Raw genomic sequence first — 17,963 nt, 5'->3', positions numbered from 1 at the left:
CCCTAACATCCCATGTTTGCGGATCGGCGTCCGCCGGCGGCGGACGCCGGGTGCTCACTGCGCCATCTTGACGAACTCCGTGACCGCCGTGGCGATCTGCTGGACCGCGATCGCGGCCAGCAGGAGGCCCGCGATCCGCGTCACGAGCGTGACGCCGGAGTCCTTGAGCACCCGGTGGATCACGTTCGCGAACCGCATCGCCAGGTACAGGCTCACGTGCACCAGCACGATCGCCACCGCGATGGCGATCAGCTGCGGCGCGCCGCCGTCCGAGACGCTGGTCTGCTGCACGAAGACCATGGTCGCGACGATCGCGCCCGGGCCAGCGAGCAACGGCGTCCCGAGCGGCACCAGGGCCACGTTGACGCCCTTGTTCCCGGACGGCGCCGGCTCCTCCATCTTGCCGGTCAGCAGCTCCATCGCGACCAGCAGCAGGAGCAGCCCGCCGGACGCCTGCAGCGCGGGCAGCGAGATGCCCATGTAGTGCAGCACCTGCTGGCCGAAGAGCGCGAAGACCACGATGACGCCGAACGCGACGAGGATCGCCTGCCGCGCGGCGCGGTTGCGCTGCTTGGCGCCCATGGCGGAGGTCAGGCCCAGGAAGACCGGAACGGTGCCGGGCGGGTCCATGATCACGAACAGGGTGACGAACACCTCGGTGAACAGCGCGGTGTCCAGCACCGCGCTCACGGGCGGATCACGTCCAGTCGACCTCGATCCTCGATCTGTGCGAGCACCTCGGGATCGGTGGAGTTCTCCCCGATGCGGTTCAGCTTGCCGGTGCCGTGGTAGTCGCTGGAGCCCGTGACCAGCAGCCCGAGCTCGGCCGCCAGGCCCCGCAGCCGGTCGCGCGAGGCGGCGTCGTGGTCCCGGTGGTCCACCTCGAGCCCCGCGAGGCCGACGGCGGCGAGGTCTGCGACGGTCTGGTCGCTCACGACGCGCCCCCGAGCTCCCGCGGCCGGGTGCGCCAGCACGGGCACGCCGCCCGCGGCGAGCACCGCGCGCACGGCCGCATCCGTGTCGGGGGCGTAGTGCGGCACGTAGTACCGGGCGCCCGGGTGCAGCATCGTCGCGAACGCCTCGTCCCGCGACGCGACCACCCCCGCGGCGACCAGCGCGTCCGCCAGGTGGGGGCGCCCCACCGTGGCGTCGTCGCCCGTCTGCGCGACGACGTCGTCCCACGTCACCGGGAAGTCCTCCGCCAGCAGGTCCGCCATCCGGCGCGCCCGCGTCAGCCGGTCGGAGCGGGTGCGTTCAAACTCGGCGCGCAGGTCCGTGCCGTCCGGGTCGTGCAGGTACGACAGCAGGTGGACGCTGATGCCCCCCTCGGCGGTGCGCACCCGCGTGGACACCTCGGTGCCCCGCACCAGGGCGATCCCGGTGCCGGCGACGGCGTCGGCGGCCTCCGCCCAGCCCGCGGCGGTGTCGTGGTCGGTCAGCGCCACCACGCTCAGCCCGGCTCCGGCCGCGGCCTCCAGCACGGCACGCGGCCGATCGGTGCCGTCGGACGCCCGCGAGTGGGTATGGAGGTCGATCACGGGCCGAGTCGTCACGGGCCCAAGTCTAGGGAGCGAGGGGCGTGACGACGCGCGATCCGGCGCCCGCACCGGTGCGACGTCGGCCACGTCCGCCGCCCGAGCGTCGTGAAGGCGGGAGACACAAGCTCTCCACCGCGCCCGCTGCTCCTGCCCCCGGCACGCGCCGATGGGCGCGAGACGATCGTCGCGATGGACCACACCCGCGCCGACGTCGCCCCCTCGCTGCCCGACCTCACCCCCCTTCCCGGATCCGGCCACGGCCGGTCCGGGATCGTCTTCGTGCACGGCATGCGCACGTCGTCGGCGATCTGGGAACGGCAGCTGGAGCACGTTCGCGACGCGGGCCACGACGCGGTCGCGGTCGACCTGCCCGCGCACGGCGCGCGGCACGGCGAGCGGTTCTCGATGCCCGGCGCCTTCGAGGTGCTCGACGACGCGGCCCGGTCGTTCGACGCGGGGACGCCGGTGGTCGTGGTGGGCCTCTCCCTCGGCGGGTACACCTCGCTCGCCTGGGCGGCCCAGCACACGGCGCAGCAGGCCCAGCACGCGGCGCGGCACACCACCCCCGCCGCCGACGCCGACGCCGACGCCCCGAGGCTGGCCGGGGTGGTCGCGGCCGGCTGCACGTCCGACCCGAAGGGCAAGCCCGTCGCGCTGTACCGCGACGTCGCTCGCCTCGCCGTCTCCGGCACGACGACGCTCCGACGCGGCCTGCGGGACGCGTCGCTGGCCTGGCAGTCCGCGCTGATGGGCGGGCGCTCCCGCGCCGGGGGCACGCAGGTGGCCGAGCTGATGGGTGACGCCCTCGGTACCGCGGGCGTCCACCGTCCGGGCTGGGACGTGGTGACCGACGCGCTCACCCACCTCGCCGGCAGGTCCTCGGTGGCGAGCACGCGCGCGCTCCGCGTGCCCGTGTGGTTCGTCAACGGGGCGCGCGACCGGATGCGGCTCGAGGAGTCCCGCCACGTGGCGGCCGCCGACCGCGGGGCGCTCGTCGTCGTGCCGGAGGCAGGTCACGACGTCAACTCCGATGCGCCCGACGCCTTCAACCGCGTCCTGACGCGCGCCCTGCACGACTTCGCCCGCGCCTGAACCGCGCCTCCCGCCCGGCCCGTCCGCCCCGCCGTCGGGTGGGACACTGGAACCATGACCGACTCCACCCCCGTCGACGAGTCCGCACCCGCCCCGAACACTCCGCCCGGCGAAGAGGACCGCGGCAGCAACCGTTCCCAGCGCCCCGTCTCCGAGGCGTTCAGGTCGTTCATCACCTCGCACTGGGCCCCGCGCGCCGACCTCGGCATCGTCGCGGGCGACGCCGCCCCGTTCACCGCCGAGCGTCGCGCGAAGCTCTCCGCTCTCTTCCCCGGTGCTCGGCTCGTGATCCCCGCCGGTCCGCTGAAGGTCCGGTCCAACGACACCGACTACCGGTTCCGCCCGCACTCCGCGTTCGCGCACCTCACCGGCCTGGGCACCGACCAGGAGCCCGACGCCGTGCTTGTGCTGCACCCCGTCGCCGAGGGCGAGGGCGACCCGGGCGCCGACGGCGCCCCGTCGCGGCACCACGCCGTGCTCTACGTGCGCCCGCTCGCGGCACGCGACACCGAGGAGTTCTACGCCGACTCGCGCTACGGCGAGTTCTGGGTGGGCGCCCGTCCCTCGCTCGACGACGTCACGACGCTCACCGGCGTCCACGCGCGCCACGTCGACGACCTGCGCGACGCCCTGGCCAAGGACGTCGGCGCGGACGGCGTGCGGATCCTCGTCGTGACCGGCGCCGACGAGGGCATCGAGACGCTCGTCGAGGCGATCCGTGAGGAGGCCGGCGTCGAGGCCGAGTCCCAGGACGGATCGTTGGTCGAGGCGACCTCCGAGCTGCGCCTGGTCAAGGACGCGATCGAGCTCGAGCACCTGCGCGAGGCCGTGGCCCGCACGATCGAGGGCTTCGAGGAGGTGGTGCCGGCGCTGCCCAAGGCCGTGGCGCACCGCCGCGGCGAGCGCGTCATCGAGACGACGTTCGACGCGCACGCCCGGCTCGAGGGCAACACCGTGGGCTACGAGACCATCGCGGCCGCCGGCGAGCACGCCACCACGCTGCACTGGATCTCCAACGACGGCGTGGTCCACGAGGGCGAGCTGGTGCTGCTGGACGCGGGCGTCGAGGTCGACTCCCTCTACACCGCCGACGTCACCCGCACCCTGCCGGTGGACGGCAAGTTCACCGACGTGCAGCGCAGGATCTACTCCGCCGTGCTCGACGCGGCTGACGCCGCGTTCGACGTCGCGAAGCCGGGCACGAAGTTCCGTGACATCCACGCCGCCGCGATGGAGGTCATCGCGGCCCGCCTCGAGGAGTGGGGCCTGCTGCCCGACGGCGTGACCGCCGAGGAGTCCCTGTCCCCCGAGGGCCAGCAGCACCGTCGCTGGATGGTGCACGGCACCAGCCACCACCTGGGCCTCGACGTGCACGACTGCGCGCAGGCGCGGCGCGAGCTCTACCTGGACGGCGTGCTCGAGCCGGGCATGGTGTTCACCATCGAGCCGGGCCTGTACTTCAAGGCCGACGACCTCGCGGTGCCCGAGGAGTACCGCGGCATCGGTGCGCGGATCGAGGACGACGTGCTCGTCACGGAGGACGGGAACGAGAACCTGTCCGCCGCCCTCCCCCGCCGTCCCGAGGACGTCGAGGCCTGGATGGCGCGCCTGCGCGGCTGACCGGACCCATCCGTTCTGCTCGGCAGTGGGTTGATCTCTTCGGCATACATTCGTGCCGAGGAGATCAGCCCCCTGCCGAACTGACCTGAGGGCGCCAGGGCATTGTCCACGGGCATGGTCGCCTTGTTCCTGTGGTCCGCCAGTCTTGGCGTGTGACCGACGACGCCCCCCTCGTGATCGCCCGCGACGTCCAGCGGCACGAACTCGACCGAGCGCGCCGCGCCGGGGAACTCGAAGGACTTCGTCACGGCGCGTACCGGCGAGCCGAGCCGACCCGCGTCGAGCACGCCGCGGAGGCCGCTCGACGGCGGATGCTCGACCTCGCCCGTGCCGTGCACCGTCAGCTCACGGCGGACCACGTCTTCAGTCACGAGACCGCCGCCCGGTGCCACGGGCTGCGCCTCTGGACGCCTCCCGCCGCGACGCACGTCGTGCAACGCTGTCGACGATCCGGTGGTGCCGCGTCGGACGTCCGGCGGCACCTGACCTCGCTCGTCCCTGCGCACCCCTGGCGAGGATCGTCGACACGCTGGCCGCGCGCTTTCCGGATGACGTACGCCGAACGCTGCGCACCCATCCTCTGCTCCCATCGCCACCAGGGAGTCCGCGGCCAGCTGCTTCAGTTCGGCAGTAGGTGGGTCCGTTCGGCAGACATCCGTGCCGAACAGAACAATCCGTTGCCGAACTGATCGACAGGTCAGGGCTGGGGCGGGCGGTACGGGTCGTCCCGCTCCTCCGGTCGCGGCTCCTGCGGCTCAGTGGTCTGCGGCTCCGAAGGCTGGGGCTCGGCCGTCGAGGGCTCGGCGGTCTGCGGCTCGGCGCTCGGAGCCTGCGGGGCCGCGGGTGCCTGCTCGCCGGCGGGGCGCATTGCGCCGTACCGCGGCGCGCCGCTGGGTGTGGTCCAGCGCGGGTCGGGAGCGCGGGGCGTGGTGGGGGCGGGTGCAGCCGGCGCCGACCCGGCGGGAGCGGCCGGTGCCGCCGCGGGCGGGGCGGAGACAGTGGTGGATCCGCGCCGCGCCTTGCCCAGGCCGTTGGGCGACTTCAGCAGCATGGACCGCGCCTCGCCGGCCTGCTCCGGCCCGCAGAGGATCGCGTAGGTGGAGGCCACGATCTGCGAGGAGGAGGTGAAGTCTCGCCGCCCGCCGGTCAGGGCGTAGGACAGCACGGAGAAGAGCAGGCCGAAGCCGGCGCCCAGCCCGATGCCGACCAGGAGCACGCCACCCATCCCCGCCCCGCCGAACAGGCTCAGCAGCAGCCCGACGAAGAAGCCGAACCACGCGCCCGACAGGGCACCCGCGAGCGCCACCCTGCCGTAGGACAGGCGGCCGGTCACCCGCTCGACCATCCGCAGGTCGGTGCCGACGATCGTCACGTGCTCGACGGCGAACTTGTTGTCCGACAGGTAGTCGACGGCCTGCTGGGCCTCGAGGTACGTGTCGTACGCGGCGACCTCGTCGCCGCCCGGCAGGGTGGGGACGCGGGGCACTGCGTTCGGGCGGCTGAAGGTCATTCACCCAGTCTGGCCCCTTCCGGGCCCAGGCACCACCACACCGCGCGCCTCCTACCAGGACCGACGGGTTCGCCCCGCGTAGGCTGACCGCGTGAGCGTGGCAACCAGGGTCTTCGTGGCACGCCTCGCCGGCACCCAGGTCTTCGACCCGATCGGTGACGAGGTGGGGCGCGTGCGCGATGCCGTCGTCCTGATCCGTGCCAAGGGCGCGCCCCGCGCCGTCGGCCTCGTCGTGGAGGTGCCGGGTCGCCGCCGGGTTTTCCTCCCCCTGACGCGGGTCACGGCGATCGACGCCGGCCAGGTGCTCTCGACCGGCCTGCTGAACATGCGCCGCTTCGAGCAGCGCGCGATGGAGTCGTTGGTGCTGGGCGAGCTGCTCGACCGCACGGTGCGGCTCTCGGACGGCTCCGGCGAGGCGACGGTGGAGGACCTGTCGATCACCCGCCAGCGCACGGGCGACTGGCTCGTGGACCAGCTCTTCGTGCGCCGCAAGCAGCCGTCCAAGGGGCTGTCGTTGCGCCGCCGCGGCGAGACCCTCGTGGTTCCCGTGACCGCCGTGACCGGCCTGGCGGGTTCCACGCAGGAGCAGGGTGCCGCCAAGCTGCTCGAGGCATACGAGGGCCTGCGGCCCGCCGACCTGGCGGACGTGCTGCACGAACTCGGCGACACGCGCCGCCTGGAGGTCGCGACCGCCCTCGACGACGAGCGACTGGCCGACGTGCTCGAGGAACTGCCGGAGGACGACCAGGTCGCCATCGTGTCCCGGCTGGACTCCGGGCGCGCGGCCGACGTGCTCGAGGCCATGCAGCCGGACGACGCGGCCGACCTGCTCAACGAGCTGCCCAACGAGCAGGCAACCCGGCTCCTGGAGCTCATGGAGCCGGAGGACGCGAAGGACGTACGGCGCCTCCTCTCCTACGCCGAGGACACCGCGGGCGGCCTCATGACCACCGAGCCGGTGATCCTCGGCCCGGAGACCTCGATCGCGACGGCGCTCGCGCAGATTCGCAAGCAGGACCTGCCGCCCGCGCTCGCCTCCATGGTGTTCGTCGTGCGGCCGCCGCTGGAGACGCCGACCGGCCGCTTCCTCGGCGTCGCCCACTTCCAGCGGCTGCTGCGCGAGCCCCCGCACGCCTCGGTAGGGTCCGTCCTCGACACGGACACCGAGTGGCTCACCTCCGACGCCACGGTAGGCCGGGTCACCCGGCTGCTGGCCGCGTACGACCTCCTCGCCCTGCCCGTGCTCGACAACGCGAAGCGGCTCCTCGGCGCCGTCTCCGTCGACGACGTGCTCGACCACATCCTCCCGGACGACTGGCGCGAGCACATCGACGAGAACCTGGAGGAGGTGCCGCGTGGCTGACCGCCTCGACCAGCCGAAGGAGAGCCGCCGCACCTTCATCCCCCGCCCGCAGATGGACCAGGACGCGGTGGGCAAGGCCACGGAGGGCATCGCCCGGTTCCTCGGCACCCCGCGCTTCCTCGTCTACCTCACCGTGTTCTGCGCGATGTGGCTGGCTTGGAACGCCTGGGGGCCGCAGGAGCTGCGCTTCGACTCCGCGGCGAACGGCTTCACCGCGCTCACCCTCATGCTGTCGCTGCAGGCCAGCTACGCGGCGCCGCTCATCCTGCTCGCGCAGAACCGCCAGGACGACCGGGACCGGGTCACGGCCGAGCAGGACCGGCAGCGCGCCGAGCGCAACCTCGCCGACACGGAGTACCTGGCCCGGGAGATGGCCGCCCTGCGGATCGCGCTCGGCGAGGTCGCCACGCGCGACTTCGTGCGCTCGGAGATCCGCAACCTCCTCGAGGAGCTCGAGGAGAAGGAGGTCGAGCGGAGCCGGGACGCGTCGTCGTCCTGAGTCACGGCCCGGGCGAGGTCCGAAGCACCCGGATCACTGCATGGCGCCGACCGCAGCGACGCGCAGCGCCACCACGGCCCCGGCGTCGCCGGTGAAGCGCGCCGGCTCGGCGCCGGCACGCCCCCACAGCCAGAGGTCGAGGTCGGCGGCGGCACCCGCGACGACGGCGACGGCAGCGGCGTCAGCATCGGCAGCGGCGTCGACCAGCCGTCCACCCCGCACGTCGTACTCCCGGCCCGACTCGGGACCGGTGCCGCGCACCCACCCGAGCTCGACGTACCACGTGTGCGCCGCCTCGCCGGGCGCGTCCACCGCGACGGCGACGGTGCCGCCGTCCGGCACGAAGGTCGTCCAGTCCGGGTGCCCGTCGAGCAGGACGCCGAGCACCTCGTCCACGCCGTCCGCGGCGACGTCGGGGTCCGGCGGCGTGACGCCGCGCCCGGCCGTCTGCTCGGCGTCCACGCGGTGGATCAGCGCCTCGTGCTGCTGGCGCCGGGTCACCCACCCGACGGTGTGGCCCTCCGGGTGCCATGACCAGCACGGCTCGTTCGGGTCACGCCCCGCGAGCGCCGCGACCAGCCGGGCGGTGCTTCGGCGGACGAGGTCGGTCAGGGCCGCGTCGTCGTCCGGGCGCTCGAGGGCGACGACGGCACCGTGCGCCCTCCCCGCGCCCGGCTCGTGGCCGACGACCTCCGCCCAGAAGGCCTGCACCGACGCCACGTGGAACGCCAGGTCGCCCGCCGTCCACTCCGGGCAGGCCGGCACGCGGGCTTCTGCGGGCGCGGCGTTCACGGCCTCGACCAGCAGGGCCGAGTCGCGGGCTATCGAGGCGAGGGCGTCCATGCTGGTCAACGTAGCCCTCGGCAGGTCCTACCGCGCGGAGCGCCACCGCGTCCGGAGCGATAGCCTCCGCCGGGGGCTCACGTTCGGTCACCGAAGGAGGTGCTGCTGGTCATGGCGCGACAGGTGGTGCTCGTGAACGGCCTGCCCGGGTCCGGCAAGTCGACCCTGGCGGCGCCGCTCGCCGCGCGGCTCGACGCACCGCTCCTGGGCAAGGACGTCGTCAAGGAGGCCCTCGCGAACGCCTCCGACCCCCGGGCACACGCCCGGCTCGGTGCCGCCGCGTCGGAGGCGCTGTGGCTGCTGGCCGCCGCTCCGCTGCCGCTCGTCGTCGTCGAGTCCTGGTGGTTCCGGCCCCGCGACCTGGACCACGCACTGCGCGGGCTGGCGACGGCCGGCGCCGACGCCGTCGTCGAGGTCTGGTGCGACGTGCCGCCCGCCGTCGCGCGCGAGCGCTTCGAGGCCAGGGCACCGCACCGGCACCCCGCGCACACGGACGGCCGCGACATGGCGGCCGAGTGGGCCGCGTGGTCCGCCCAGGGCACGCCGCTCGCCCTGGGGCGCGTCGTCATGCAGGATACGAGCGGCCCCGTGGACGTCGGCCACCTGGCGCACCGGGTGGCCGCGGCGCTGCCGGGCGCCGCCGCGGGCGCCCGTGACCGACGCCGCACCGGCCCGGGGCGCTCCGCGCCTAGGATCGAGGCATGACCACCGGCTCCCCCGACAGCTCCGCACCGCTGAGCGACCTCGTCCGCACCGCGCTGGGCACGGTCATCGACCCGGAGATCCGCCGCCCTCTCACCGAGCTCGGCATGGTCCGGTCGGTCGACGTGCACGACGGCGGGCGGGTGACGGTCGGCATCGACCTCACGGTGGCCGGCTGCCCGATGAAGGGCACCCTGGTGCGCGACGTGACCGCCGCCGTGGAGACCCTCGAGGGCGTGACCGGCGTCGACGTGCAGCTGGGGGTCATGACCCCGGAGCAGCGCCAGTCGCTGCGCTCGCAGCTGCGTGGCGGCGCGGGCGATCCGGTGATCCCGTTCTCCCAGCCGGGGTCGCTCACCAAGGTGTACGCGATCGCGTCCGGCAAGGGCGGCGTGGGCAAGTCGAGCGTGACGGCGAACCTCGCGGTGGCGATGGCGGCCGACGGCCTCAGCGTGGGCGTCGTCGACGCCGACATCTATGGCTTCTCCATCCCCCGCATGCTCGGCGTGGACCGTCAGCCCACGCGCGTGGACTCGATGCTGCTGCCGCCGGTCGAGCACGGCGTCAAGGTGGTGTCCATCGGCATGTTCGTGCCGGCGGGGCAGCCGGTCGTCTGGCGCGGCCCCATGCTGCACCGCGCGCTCGAGCAGTTCCTCGCCGACGTGTTCTGGGGCGACCTGGATGTGCTGCTCCTCGACCTGCCGCCCGGCACCGGCGACATCGCGATCTCCGTGGCCCAGCTGCTGCCGAGCAGCGAGATCCTCGTCGTGACCACGCCGCAGGCCGCGGCCGCCGAGGTCGCGGAGCGCGCCGGGTCGGTCGCCACCCAGACGTCGCAGGGCGTGGTGGGCGTGGTGGAGAACATGTCGTGGCTGGAGCAGCCGGACGGGTCGCGGCTGGAGGTCTTCGGCTCCGGCGGCGGGCAGCGCGTGGCCGACCGGCTCGGGCAGACCCTCGGCACCCCCGTGCCGCTGCTCGGCCAGGTGCCCCTGGACGTTGCGGTGCGCGCGGCGGGCGACGACGGCACCCCCGTCGTCCTCAGCGACCCCGACTCCGCCGGCGCCCGCGTGCTGCGCGACGTCGCGCGATCGCTCGGCCGCCGCTCCCGCGGGCTCGCCGGCATGCACCTGAACCTCAGCCCGGTCTCGGGCTGACGCGATACCCTCGCCCGGGGCACGCCACGGTGCCCCCCACCTACCCCGCTTACGAAGGAGCAGCACTGCCATGAGCACGCCCGAGTGGCTCGAGTCCTGGTCCGACGACGACGGCGCGCGGCGCGCGGCGAAGCTGTACGCCACGACCTTCGGCGGCGGTGACGGCAGGGACGACGGCGCCGGGCCTGACGGCGTGTGGTCGGCCCCGGGCCGCGTCAACCTCATCGGCGAGCACACGGACTACAACGGCGGCCTGGCGCTGCCGACCGCGCTGCCCCACCGCACCTACGTCGCCCTGCGCCGCCGGGACGACGACGTCGTGCGCCTCGGCTCCGCGCAGGCGCCGGGCGAGACCTGGACGACCCACCTGGCAGACGTCGCCCCCGGCGCTGTGACCGGGTGGGGGGCGTACGTCGCGGGCGTCGCGTGGGCGCTGCGCGAGGCGGGGCGCACGGTGGGCGGCTTCGACGCCGTCGTCGACTCCTGCGTGCCGTTCGGTGCCGGCCTTTCCTCGTCGGCCGCGCTGGAGTGCGCCGTCGCCGTCGCCCTCGACGAGGTCTTCGGACTCGGCCTCATCGGTGACCCTGCGGACGACGCGGGCCGGGCGACGCTCGTCACCGCCTGCGTGCGCGCCGAGAACGAGATCGCCGGCGCGCCGACCGGTGGCATGGACCAGGCGGCGTCGCTGCGCTGCACGGCCGGGCACGCCCTGCTGGTCGACTCCCGCCCCGGGCTGACCGCGCTGGAGTCCGGCACCCCCGTGCCCTTCGACCTCGCCGCCGCCGGTCTCACGCTGCTCGTGGTCGACACCCGCGCCGAGCACTCCCACGTGGACGGCCAGTACGCCGAGCGGCGCGCCAGCTGCGAGCACGCGGCGTCACTGCTCGGGATCGAGACGCTGCGAGACGTGGACGCCGACCACCTGGACGAGACGCTCGCCGCGCTCGAGCCGCACGACCCGGACGGCGTCCTGCATCAGCGCGTGCGGCACGTGGTCACCGAGATCGCGCGCACCGAGGAGTTCCGCGGCCTCGTCACCGGCGGCCGGGCCGGCGAGGTCGGGCCGCTGATGGTCGCGTCGCACGCCTCCCTGCGCGACGACTACGAGGTCTCCGCACGCGAGCTGGACCTCGTCGTGGACGCGGCCCTCGCCGCCGGGGCCCTCGGCGCCCGGATGACGGGCGGCGGATTCGGCGGCTCCGCGATCGCGCTCGTGCGCGCCGGCGAGGTCGACGACGTGGTCGCGGCCGTGCAGGCCGCGTTCGACGACGCCGGGCTGCGCTCGCCCGGCTTCCTGCTCGCGCCGCCGTCGGCCGCCGCGGGCCGCACCGCCTGACCCCCGTCGTTCGAGCCTCCCCCGAGATGCCGGCCGCGGCCGGGCCTGCTTACGGTGCCCCGGCATGGCGGCACGGACGCCGCCGGCATGCGTTCGAGGAGGAGCGATGTCACGCAAGGCAATTCTCAGGGCAGGCGCCGCGGGCCTGACGGCGCTGGCCGCCGCCGGCGCATCCGTGGCCGCGGTGGCGTCGTACGACGCCACCGAGCGGCCCGCGGGCCACGCCGCCGACCGCGACCACAGGCACCCGACCAAGGACAGGGCCCGCAACGTCATCTTCATCCAGGGCGACGGGATGGGGCTCTCCGCGCGGGAGCTCATCCGGCTCGCCACGGAGGGCAAGGACGGCCGGCTGACCATGGACTCGCTGGACGAGGCCGGCTGGACCGCGACCGACTCCGCGGACCCGGAGGAGGCCGTGACCGACTCCGCCGCCGCGGCGACGGCGTTCGCCACCGGCGTGCGCACGTTCAACGGGGCCGTGGGCGTCGACGCGGACGGCACCCCGGTCGAGACGCTGCTCGAGCGGGCGAAGCGGGGAGGCAAGGCGACCGGCCTCGTCTCCACGGCGCAGGTGACCGACGCGAGCCCAGCCGCCTTCGGCGCACACGTCACCGATCGGTACGACCACAGCGAGATCGCGCGCCAGTACCTCGAGGAGACCAGGCCCGACGTCATGCTCGGCGGTGGCGAGGACTGGTGGTACCCGGCGGGCGACCCGGGCGCCTGGCCGGACAACCCGGCCCAGGACCCCAAGGAGGAGAGCCAGGGCACCGAGGGCAACCTCGTCGAGCGGGCGCAGGAGATCGGGTACACGTACGTGAGCGACGCCGAGGGGCTGGCCGACGCCGACGGCCGTCGCCTGCTCGGCCTGTTCGCCAACGAGGAGACGTTCCAGCAGGCCAACGAGGGCGAGGGCGACATCTACTCGCCTGAGGTACCGCTCGTCGACATGGCCGCCAAGGCCCTCGACGTCGTCTCCCGGGACCGGGACGGCTTCTTCCTCTTCCTCGAGGAGGAGGCGATCGACGAGTTCGCCCACCAGAGCAACGCCACGCGCACCATCGAGGCCGGGCAGTCGCTGGACGAGACCGTCGCGCTCGCGCTGGACTTCCAGAAGAAGCACAAGGACACGCTGATCCTCGTGGTCGGCGACCACGCCACCGGCGGGCTCGCCATCGAGAACGTGGACGCCGACGACGAGTCCGGCGCGGGCGCGACCGCCGAGGACGGCCCGTTCCCGATCCCGGGCACGGACCTGGAGTTCACCGTCGACTGGACCACCGGCGGGCACACCGGCGAGGCCACGCCGATCACCGCGCAGGGCCCGGGAGCCGACCGGCTCAGCGGCGCCCAGCTCAACACCGACGTGCACGACGCGGTGCTGAAGGCGATGTTCCCGCGCCGATAGTTCCGCCGCCGGTTGAGCCTGTCGAAACCCCGCGCCGCCGGTTGAGCCTGTCGAAACCCCGCGCCGCCGGTTGAGCTTGTCGAAACCCCGCGCCGCCGGTTGAGCTTGTCGAAACCCCGCGCCGCCGGTTGAGCTTGTCGAACCCCTCACGCAGGTTTCGACAGGCTCAACCAGCGAGGATCCGGGTTTCGACAGGCTCAACCAGCGAGGATCCGGGTTTCGACAGGCTCAACCAGCGAGGATCCGGGTTTCGACAGGCTCAACCAGCGAGGATCCGGGTTTCGACAGGCTCAACCAGCGAGGATCCGGGTTTCGACAGGCTCAACCAGCGAGGATCCGGGTTTCGACAGGCTCAACCAGCGGAGACTCAGAGGTCGTACGTGGCGATCACGGGCGCGTGGTCGCTCCACCGCTCGTCGTAGGTGGGCGCGCGGTCGACCTCGACCTTGACGGCCCGCGGCGCGAGCACGGTGTTGGCAAGCTGGTAGTCGATGCGCCAGCCGCGGTCGTTGACGTACGACTGCCCGCGCCACGACCACCAGGTGTACGGTCCGGGGCCGTCGCCGGCGTGCACGCGGCCGAGGTCGGCCCAGCCGAGCTCGCCGAGCCAGCGGTCCACATACGCCCGCTCCTCGGGGAGGAATCCAGCGTTCTTGAGGTTGCCCTTCCAGTTCGCGATGTCGGCGTTCTGGTGGGCGACGTTGAGGTCGCCGGCGACGACGGCGGGCCGCTCGGCCGCGGCGAGCTCGGCCAGGCGCGCCGTCACCTTGTCGAGGTGCGCGTACTTGGCCGCCATCGTGTGCTCCTTGCCCGGGGTGTTCGTCCCCGAGTGCAGGTAGGCGGAGACGGCCGTGAGCAGGCCGCCGCCCGGCAGCTCGACATCGGCCTCCACCCAGCGGCCGGTGTCGACCGGGGGCTCGGGCTCCCCCGCCGGGCCGTGGGCCGCGAGACCCATGCGGACGGCGTGCAGCGGCAGCCGCGACGCGACCGCCACCCCCGCGCGGCCCTTGATCTCGCTCGGCAGGTGCGCGACGTGCCAGCCCTCGAGGAACTCGTGGACCAGCTCGTCGGGGGCGCGCACCTCCTGCAGCAGCAGCACGTCCGGCGTGCGGGTGGCGATCCAGGCGTCCATGTTGCGGCGGAAGGCGGCACGGATGCCGTTGACGTTGGCGGTGGCGACGGTCAGCACGCCGGTCATCCCATCACACGCCGGCGACACCGCCCGCACCCGACGACGTCGGCGGCGGGTGCCCCTGCTCACTCTCCGCGGTAGGCGGCCTCCAGCACGGGGACCTCGATCTTGTGCATCTGCAGCATCGCCTTCATCACGCGGATGTTGGCCTCGGTCGTGTAGTCGCCCGACAGCTCCTCGAGCCGCTTCGGCACGACCTGCCACGAGACGCCGTAGCGGTCCTTGCACCAGCCGCAGGGCCCGGGCTCGCCGCCGTCGGACGTGAGGACCTCCCAGTACCGGTCCACCTCCTCCTGCGAGTCGACCCGCAGGTAGAAGCTGAAGGCCTCGTTGAGCTGGAACTCCGGCCCGGCGTTGAGCCCGATGACGCGGTGCCCGGCCAGCGTGAACTCCACGATGAACGGCCGCCCCGGCTCGGCCCCGGGCACGCCCTCGGGCGAGACCAGCACCGAGCCCACCGAGGAGTCGGGGATGTGCGCGGCGTAGAACTCGGCGGCCTCGTGGGCCTTGTTGTTGCCGAACCACAGGTGGGTGAGCACGTCGACCATGTCCGTCTCCCGTTCTTCCCGGCCCACGCGCCGTCGGTGGCGCGCGGTGTCGTCCCAGGGGTCGACCGGGACGGGCGGGCGAACTCATCGCCAGTCAGATGCCGGTCGGATGGGACGTCACGTCGCGGCGAGGCGCGCCTTCTCCTTCTGGACGTCGAACGTGGCGGCCGGCCAGCGCGGGTCGATGTCCTCCAACGCCTCCAGGAGCAGCGCCTGCACCGCCAGCCGGGCGTACCACTTCGCGTTCGCGGGCACCACGAACCACGGGGCGTTGTCGGTCGAGGTGCGCTCGAAGACCTGCTGGAAGGCATCCATGTACCGCGGCCACAGCAACCGCTCGTCGACGTCGCCGGGGTTGTACTTCCAGTGCTTGTCCGGTCGTTCGAGCCGCTCGGCCAGGCGCTCCTTCTGCTCCTCGTACGAGATGTGCAGCATGACCTTGACGACGCGGGTGCCCGCGTCGGTCAGCCGCTTCTCGAACTCGTCGATCGCGCCGTACCGGCGCTCGATCTCCGCGGGCGGGGCCAGCTCGCGCACCCTGCCGATGAGGACGTCCTCGTAGTGCGAGCGGTCGAAGACGCCGATGTACCCGGCCTCCGGGACCTCCTTCTCGACCCGCCACAGGAACCCGTGGCCCAGCTCCTCCGGCGTGGGCTTCTTGAACGCCTTCAGGTGGATGCCCTGCGGGTCGGTGGCGCCGATGACGTGGCGCACGATGCCGCCCTTGCCGGCGGAGTCCATGGCCTGCAGCACGAGCAGCACGGCCGGCGCGGACGGGTCCTCGCGGCTCTGGGCGTAGAGGCGCTCCTGGAGCTCGTCCAGCTCCTCGGCGCCTGCTCGGAGGTCGGCCGCGCCGTCCTTCTTCTTCCCCTCGTACCCGGGCTTCGCGTCGGGGTCGACGTCCGCGAGCCGGAACCCCTCGCCCACCCGGAGCAGCTCGCTCGGCTCGCCCGCCCATCCCTGCTGGCTCTTCGCGGTCATGCGCTCATGATGGCGGACGCGACCGAGCGCTCGGCAGCCTCGACGGCGCTGCGGAACAGCATCGCGATGGTGGTCGGCCCGACGCCACCGATCCGCGGCGTGATCGCGCCGGCGACCTCCTCGCAGGACTCGTCCACGTCCGGCAGCAGCTTGCGGCCCTCGTACCGGACACCGCCGCCGATCACCGTGACGCCCGGCGTCAGGTGCTCCGGCCGCAGGATGCCCGGGACACCAGCGGCGGCGATGACGATGTCGGCACGCTTGGTGTACTCCGGCCAGTCCGGCACCCCGGTGTGGACCACGGTGACGGCCGCGTTGGCCGTGGGACGTTTCTGCGAGAGCAGCAGCGCCAGCGGCCGCCCGAGGGTCGTGCCACGGCCGAGGATGCACACCTCGCGACCGGCGACCGGGATCTCGTAGTGCGCCAGCAGCGTCTCGATCCCCGCCGGCGTCGCCGGCACCGGGCCCGGCATGCCGAGCGCGAGACGCCCCATGTTCACCGGATGCAGCGCGTCGGCGTCCTTGTCCGGGTCGAGGGCCAGCAGCGCCGCGTCGAAGTCGATCTGCGGAGGGGTGGGGTGCTGGATGAGGACGGAGTCGACGTCCTTGGCGTCGTTCATCTCCCGCACGGCCGCCAGGACGTCCGCCTGCGTGGCGTCCTGCGGCAGGTGGATGTGCGGCGAGGTGAACCCGAGCTCGGTCGCCTTGTCCATCTTCATCCGGACGTAGCCGGCGCTCGCCGAGTCGTCGCCGACGAGGATCGTGCCGAGCCCCGGCCGGTGACCGGCGGCGACGAGCGACTCGATCCGCGGAGCGAGGTCCGCGAACACCGCCTCCGCGACCGGCTTGCCGGGCAGCATCCGGGCGGTCACTGCTGCAGGCCGGGGTAGAGCGGGAAGTCGGCGGTGAGCTTCGCGACGCGGGCCGAGAGGGCGTCGACGTCGGCCGAGGCGCCGTCGCGCAGGGCCACCGCGATGATCTCCGCGACCTCGGTGAACTCGGCGTCGCCGAACCCGCGGGTGGCGAGCGCCGGCGTGCCGATCCGCAGGCCGGAGGTGACGCGCGGCGGGCGCGGGTCGAACGGCACGGCGTTGCGGTTCACGGTGATGCCGGCATCGTGCAGGAGGTCCTCCGCCTGCTGGCCGTCGAGCGCGGAGTTCCTCAGGTCCACGAGCACCAGGTGCACGTCGGTGCCGCCGGTGAGCACGGACACGCCCTGCTCGGCGACGTCGGCCTGGGTCAGCCGCTCGGCGATGATCTGAGCGCCGCGCAGCGTGCGCTCCTGACGGTCCTTGAACTCGTCGGTGCCCGCGACCTTGAACGCGACGGCCTTGGCCGCGATCACGTGCATGAGCGGGCCGCCCTGCTGGCCCGGGAACACGGCGGAGTTGATCTTCTTGGCGTACTCCTCCTTGCTCAGGATGAAGCCGGAGCGCGGGCCGCCGATGGTCTTGTGCACGGTGGAGCTCACGACGTCGGCGTGCGGCACGGGGCTCGGGTGCAGGCCCGCGGCCACGAGGCCGGCGAAGTGCGCCATGTCCACCCAGAGCTTGGCGCCGACCTCGTCCGCGACCTCGCGGAACGCGGCGAAGTCGAGGTGGCGGGGGTAGGCGGACCAGCCGGCGATGATGACGTCGGGGCGGTGCTCGAGAGCGCGCTTGCGCACCTCGTCCATCTCGATGCGGTACGACTGCGGGTCCACTCCGTAGGCGCCGACGTCGTAGAGCTTGCCGGAGAAGTTGATCTTCATGCCGTGCGTGAGGTGGCCGCCGTGCGCCAGCTCGAGGCCGAGGATCTTGTCGCCCGCGTTGATGAGGGCGTGCAGCACTGACGCGTTGGCCTGGGCGCCGGAGTGCGGCTGGACGTTCGCGGCCTCGGCCCCGAACAGGTCCTTGACCCGGGCGATCGCGAGGTTCTCCGCGATGTCGACCTGCTCACAGCCGCCGTAGTAGCGGCGGCCCGGGTAGCCCTCGGCGTACTTGTTGGTGAGCACGCTGCCCTGCGCCTGCAGGACGGCGCGGGGCACGAAGTTCTCGCTCGCGATCATCTCGAGGGTGTCGCGCTGGCGGGCCAGCTCCCCGTCGAGGACGGCCGCGATCTCGGGGTCGAGCTCGGCCAGGGGCGCGTTGAACGTGGGGTCGGGAGTGCTCATGCGGCGTTCTCCTGCTGTGTCG

The 17,963-nt window shown here is 73.4% G+C and carries 18 protein-coding genes; 9 read left to right on the top strand and 9 right to left on the bottom strand.

Annotated features, from left to right (window positions below):
* Window positions 1–54 precede the first annotated feature (54 nt).
* Together AC1C2W_RS03575 and AC1C2W_RS03570 are read right to left on the bottom strand one after the other, a co-directional pair.
* Window positions 55–690, bottom strand: a complete 636-nt coding sequence (locus AC1C2W_RS03575; protein WP_495387753.1) for a MarC family protein — start codon at window positions 688–690, stop codon at window positions 55–57.
* Window positions 687–1,553 (bottom strand): PHP domain-containing protein, encoded by an 867-nt coding sequence (locus AC1C2W_RS03570; protein WP_495412403.1) that lies wholly within the window; start codon window positions 1,551–1,553, stop codon window positions 687–689. Before AC1C2W_RS03570 ends, AC1C2W_RS03575 begins: the two co-directional genes overlap by 4 nt.
* A 174-nt stretch (window positions 1,554–1,727) precedes the next feature.
* On the opposite strand from AC1C2W_RS03570, the gene AC1C2W_RS03565 reads away from it, so the two are divergent.
* The 3 genes from AC1C2W_RS03565 to AC1C2W_RS03555 all read left to right on the top strand — a co-directional run bounded on the left by AC1C2W_RS03565 (window position 1,728) and on the right by AC1C2W_RS03555 (window position 4,939).
* Window positions 1,728–2,630, top strand: coding sequence for an alpha/beta fold hydrolase (locus tag AC1C2W_RS03565; RefSeq protein ID WP_495412402.1), 903 nt, complete (start codon window positions 1,728–1,730; stop codon window positions 2,628–2,630).
* Between the two features lie 54 nt (window positions 2,631–2,684).
* Window positions 2,685–4,250 (top strand): aminopeptidase P family protein, encoded by a 1,566-nt coding sequence (locus AC1C2W_RS03560; RefSeq protein ID WP_495412401.1) that lies wholly within the window; start codon window positions 2,685–2,687, stop codon window positions 4,248–4,250.
* A gap of 152 nt (window positions 4,251–4,402) precedes the next feature.
* Window positions 4,403–4,939: a hypothetical protein gene (locus tag AC1C2W_RS03555; protein WP_495412400.1), complete on the top strand. Its 537-nt coding sequence runs from the start codon at window positions 4,403–4,405 to the stop codon at window positions 4,937–4,939.
* An 8-nt stretch (window positions 4,940–4,947) separates the two neighbouring features.
* On the opposite strand, the gene AC1C2W_RS03550 is transcribed toward AC1C2W_RS03555, so the two are convergent.
* Window positions 4,948–5,760 carry a YflT domain-containing protein gene (locus AC1C2W_RS03550; protein ID WP_495387757.1) on the bottom strand — a complete coding sequence of 271 codons (813 nt, stop codon included), beginning with the start codon at window positions 5,758–5,760 and terminating at the stop codon, window positions 4,948–4,950.
* Window positions 5,761–5,851: 91 nt separating this feature from the next.
* On the opposite strand from AC1C2W_RS03550, the gene AC1C2W_RS03545 reads away from it, so the two are divergent.
* On the top strand, window positions 5,852–7,123 hold the full coding sequence (locus tag AC1C2W_RS03545; RefSeq protein ID WP_495387758.1) for a magnesium transporter MgtE N-terminal domain-containing protein: 1,272 nt from the start codon (window positions 5,852–5,854) through the stop codon (window positions 7,121–7,123).
* Window positions 7,116–7,622 (top strand): DUF1003 domain-containing protein, encoded by a 507-nt coding sequence (locus AC1C2W_RS03540; protein ID WP_495387759.1) that lies wholly within the window; start codon window positions 7,116–7,118, stop codon window positions 7,620–7,622. Before AC1C2W_RS03545 ends, AC1C2W_RS03540 begins: the two co-directional genes overlap by 8 nt.
* A gap of 33 nt (window positions 7,623–7,655) precedes the next feature.
* Here the strand turns inward: AC1C2W_RS03540 and AC1C2W_RS03535 are convergent, their stop codons facing one another.
* A complete protein-coding gene (locus tag AC1C2W_RS03535) occupies window positions 7,656–8,465 on the bottom strand; it encodes a maleylpyruvate isomerase family mycothiol-dependent enzyme (protein WP_495412399.1) in 810 nt (269 codons plus the stop codon).
* A 111-nt stretch (window positions 8,466–8,576) separates the two neighbouring features.
* Here AC1C2W_RS03535 and AC1C2W_RS03530 point away from each other — a divergent pair, with 111 nt between their 5' ends.
* The 4 genes from AC1C2W_RS03530 to AC1C2W_RS03515 all read left to right on the top strand — a co-directional run bounded on the left by AC1C2W_RS03530 (window position 8,577) and on the right by AC1C2W_RS03515 (window position 13,068).
* Window positions 8,577–9,170, top strand: a complete 594-nt coding sequence (locus tag AC1C2W_RS03530) for a P-loop nucleotide/nucleoside kinase family protein (protein ID WP_495412398.1) — start codon at window positions 8,577–8,579, stop codon at window positions 9,168–9,170.
* Entirely contained in the window at window positions 9,167–10,321 is a 1,155-nt protein-coding gene (locus AC1C2W_RS03525; protein ID WP_495387762.1) for an Mrp/NBP35 family ATP-binding protein, read from the top strand. The genes AC1C2W_RS03530 and AC1C2W_RS03525 overlap by 4 nt, the downstream gene beginning before the upstream one ends.
* Before the next feature lie 70 nt (window positions 10,322–10,391).
* Window positions 10,392–11,657, top strand: a complete 1,266-nt coding sequence (galK, locus tag AC1C2W_RS03520; protein ID WP_495412397.1) for a galactokinase — start codon at window positions 10,392–10,394, stop codon at window positions 11,655–11,657.
* Between the two features lie 106 nt (window positions 11,658–11,763).
* Entirely contained in the window at window positions 11,764–13,068 is a 1,305-nt protein-coding gene (locus AC1C2W_RS03515) for an alkaline phosphatase (RefSeq protein ID WP_495412396.1), read from the top strand.
* Between the two features lie 367 nt (window positions 13,069–13,435).
* Here the strand turns inward: AC1C2W_RS03515 and AC1C2W_RS03510 are convergent, their stop codons facing one another.
* The 5 genes from AC1C2W_RS03510 to glyA all read right to left on the bottom strand — a co-directional run bounded on the left by AC1C2W_RS03510 (window position 13,436) and on the right by glyA (window position 17,941).
* The gene (locus AC1C2W_RS03510; protein WP_495388423.1) at window positions 13,436–14,257 is read right to left on the bottom strand and encodes an exodeoxyribonuclease III; all 822 of its coding nucleotides are present in this window, start codon (window positions 14,255–14,257) and stop codon (window positions 13,436–13,438) included.
* A gap of 68 nt (window positions 14,258–14,325) precedes the next feature.
* Entirely contained in the window at window positions 14,326–14,808 is a 483-nt protein-coding gene (locus AC1C2W_RS03505; protein ID WP_495412395.1) for a VOC family protein, read from the bottom strand.
* 117 nt (window positions 14,809–14,925) lie between these two features.
* Window positions 14,926–15,789 (bottom strand): PPK2 family polyphosphate kinase, encoded by an 864-nt coding sequence (locus AC1C2W_RS03500; RefSeq protein WP_495412394.1) that lies wholly within the window; start codon window positions 15,787–15,789, stop codon window positions 14,926–14,928.
* Complete coding sequence (locus AC1C2W_RS03495) at window positions 15,786–16,661, bottom strand: bifunctional 5,10-methylenetetrahydrofolate dehydrogenase/5,10-methenyltetrahydrofolate cyclohydrolase (protein ID WP_495412393.1); 876 nt, start codon at window positions 16,659–16,661, stop codon at window positions 15,786–15,788. Before AC1C2W_RS03495 ends, AC1C2W_RS03500 begins: the two co-directional genes overlap by 4 nt.
* Window positions 16,658–17,941 (bottom strand): serine hydroxymethyltransferase, encoded by a 1,284-nt coding sequence (gene glyA, locus AC1C2W_RS03490; protein ID WP_495412392.1) that lies wholly within the window; start codon window positions 17,939–17,941, stop codon window positions 16,658–16,660. Before glyA ends, AC1C2W_RS03495 begins: the two co-directional genes overlap by 4 nt.
* Between the last annotated feature and the right edge of the window lie 22 nt (window positions 17,942–17,963).

Source organism: Isoptericola sp. Y581, from assembly GCF_059445475.1.
Note: the sequence above shows the minus strand (reverse complement) of the source record. Positions and strands in the feature narration are given on the sequence as shown.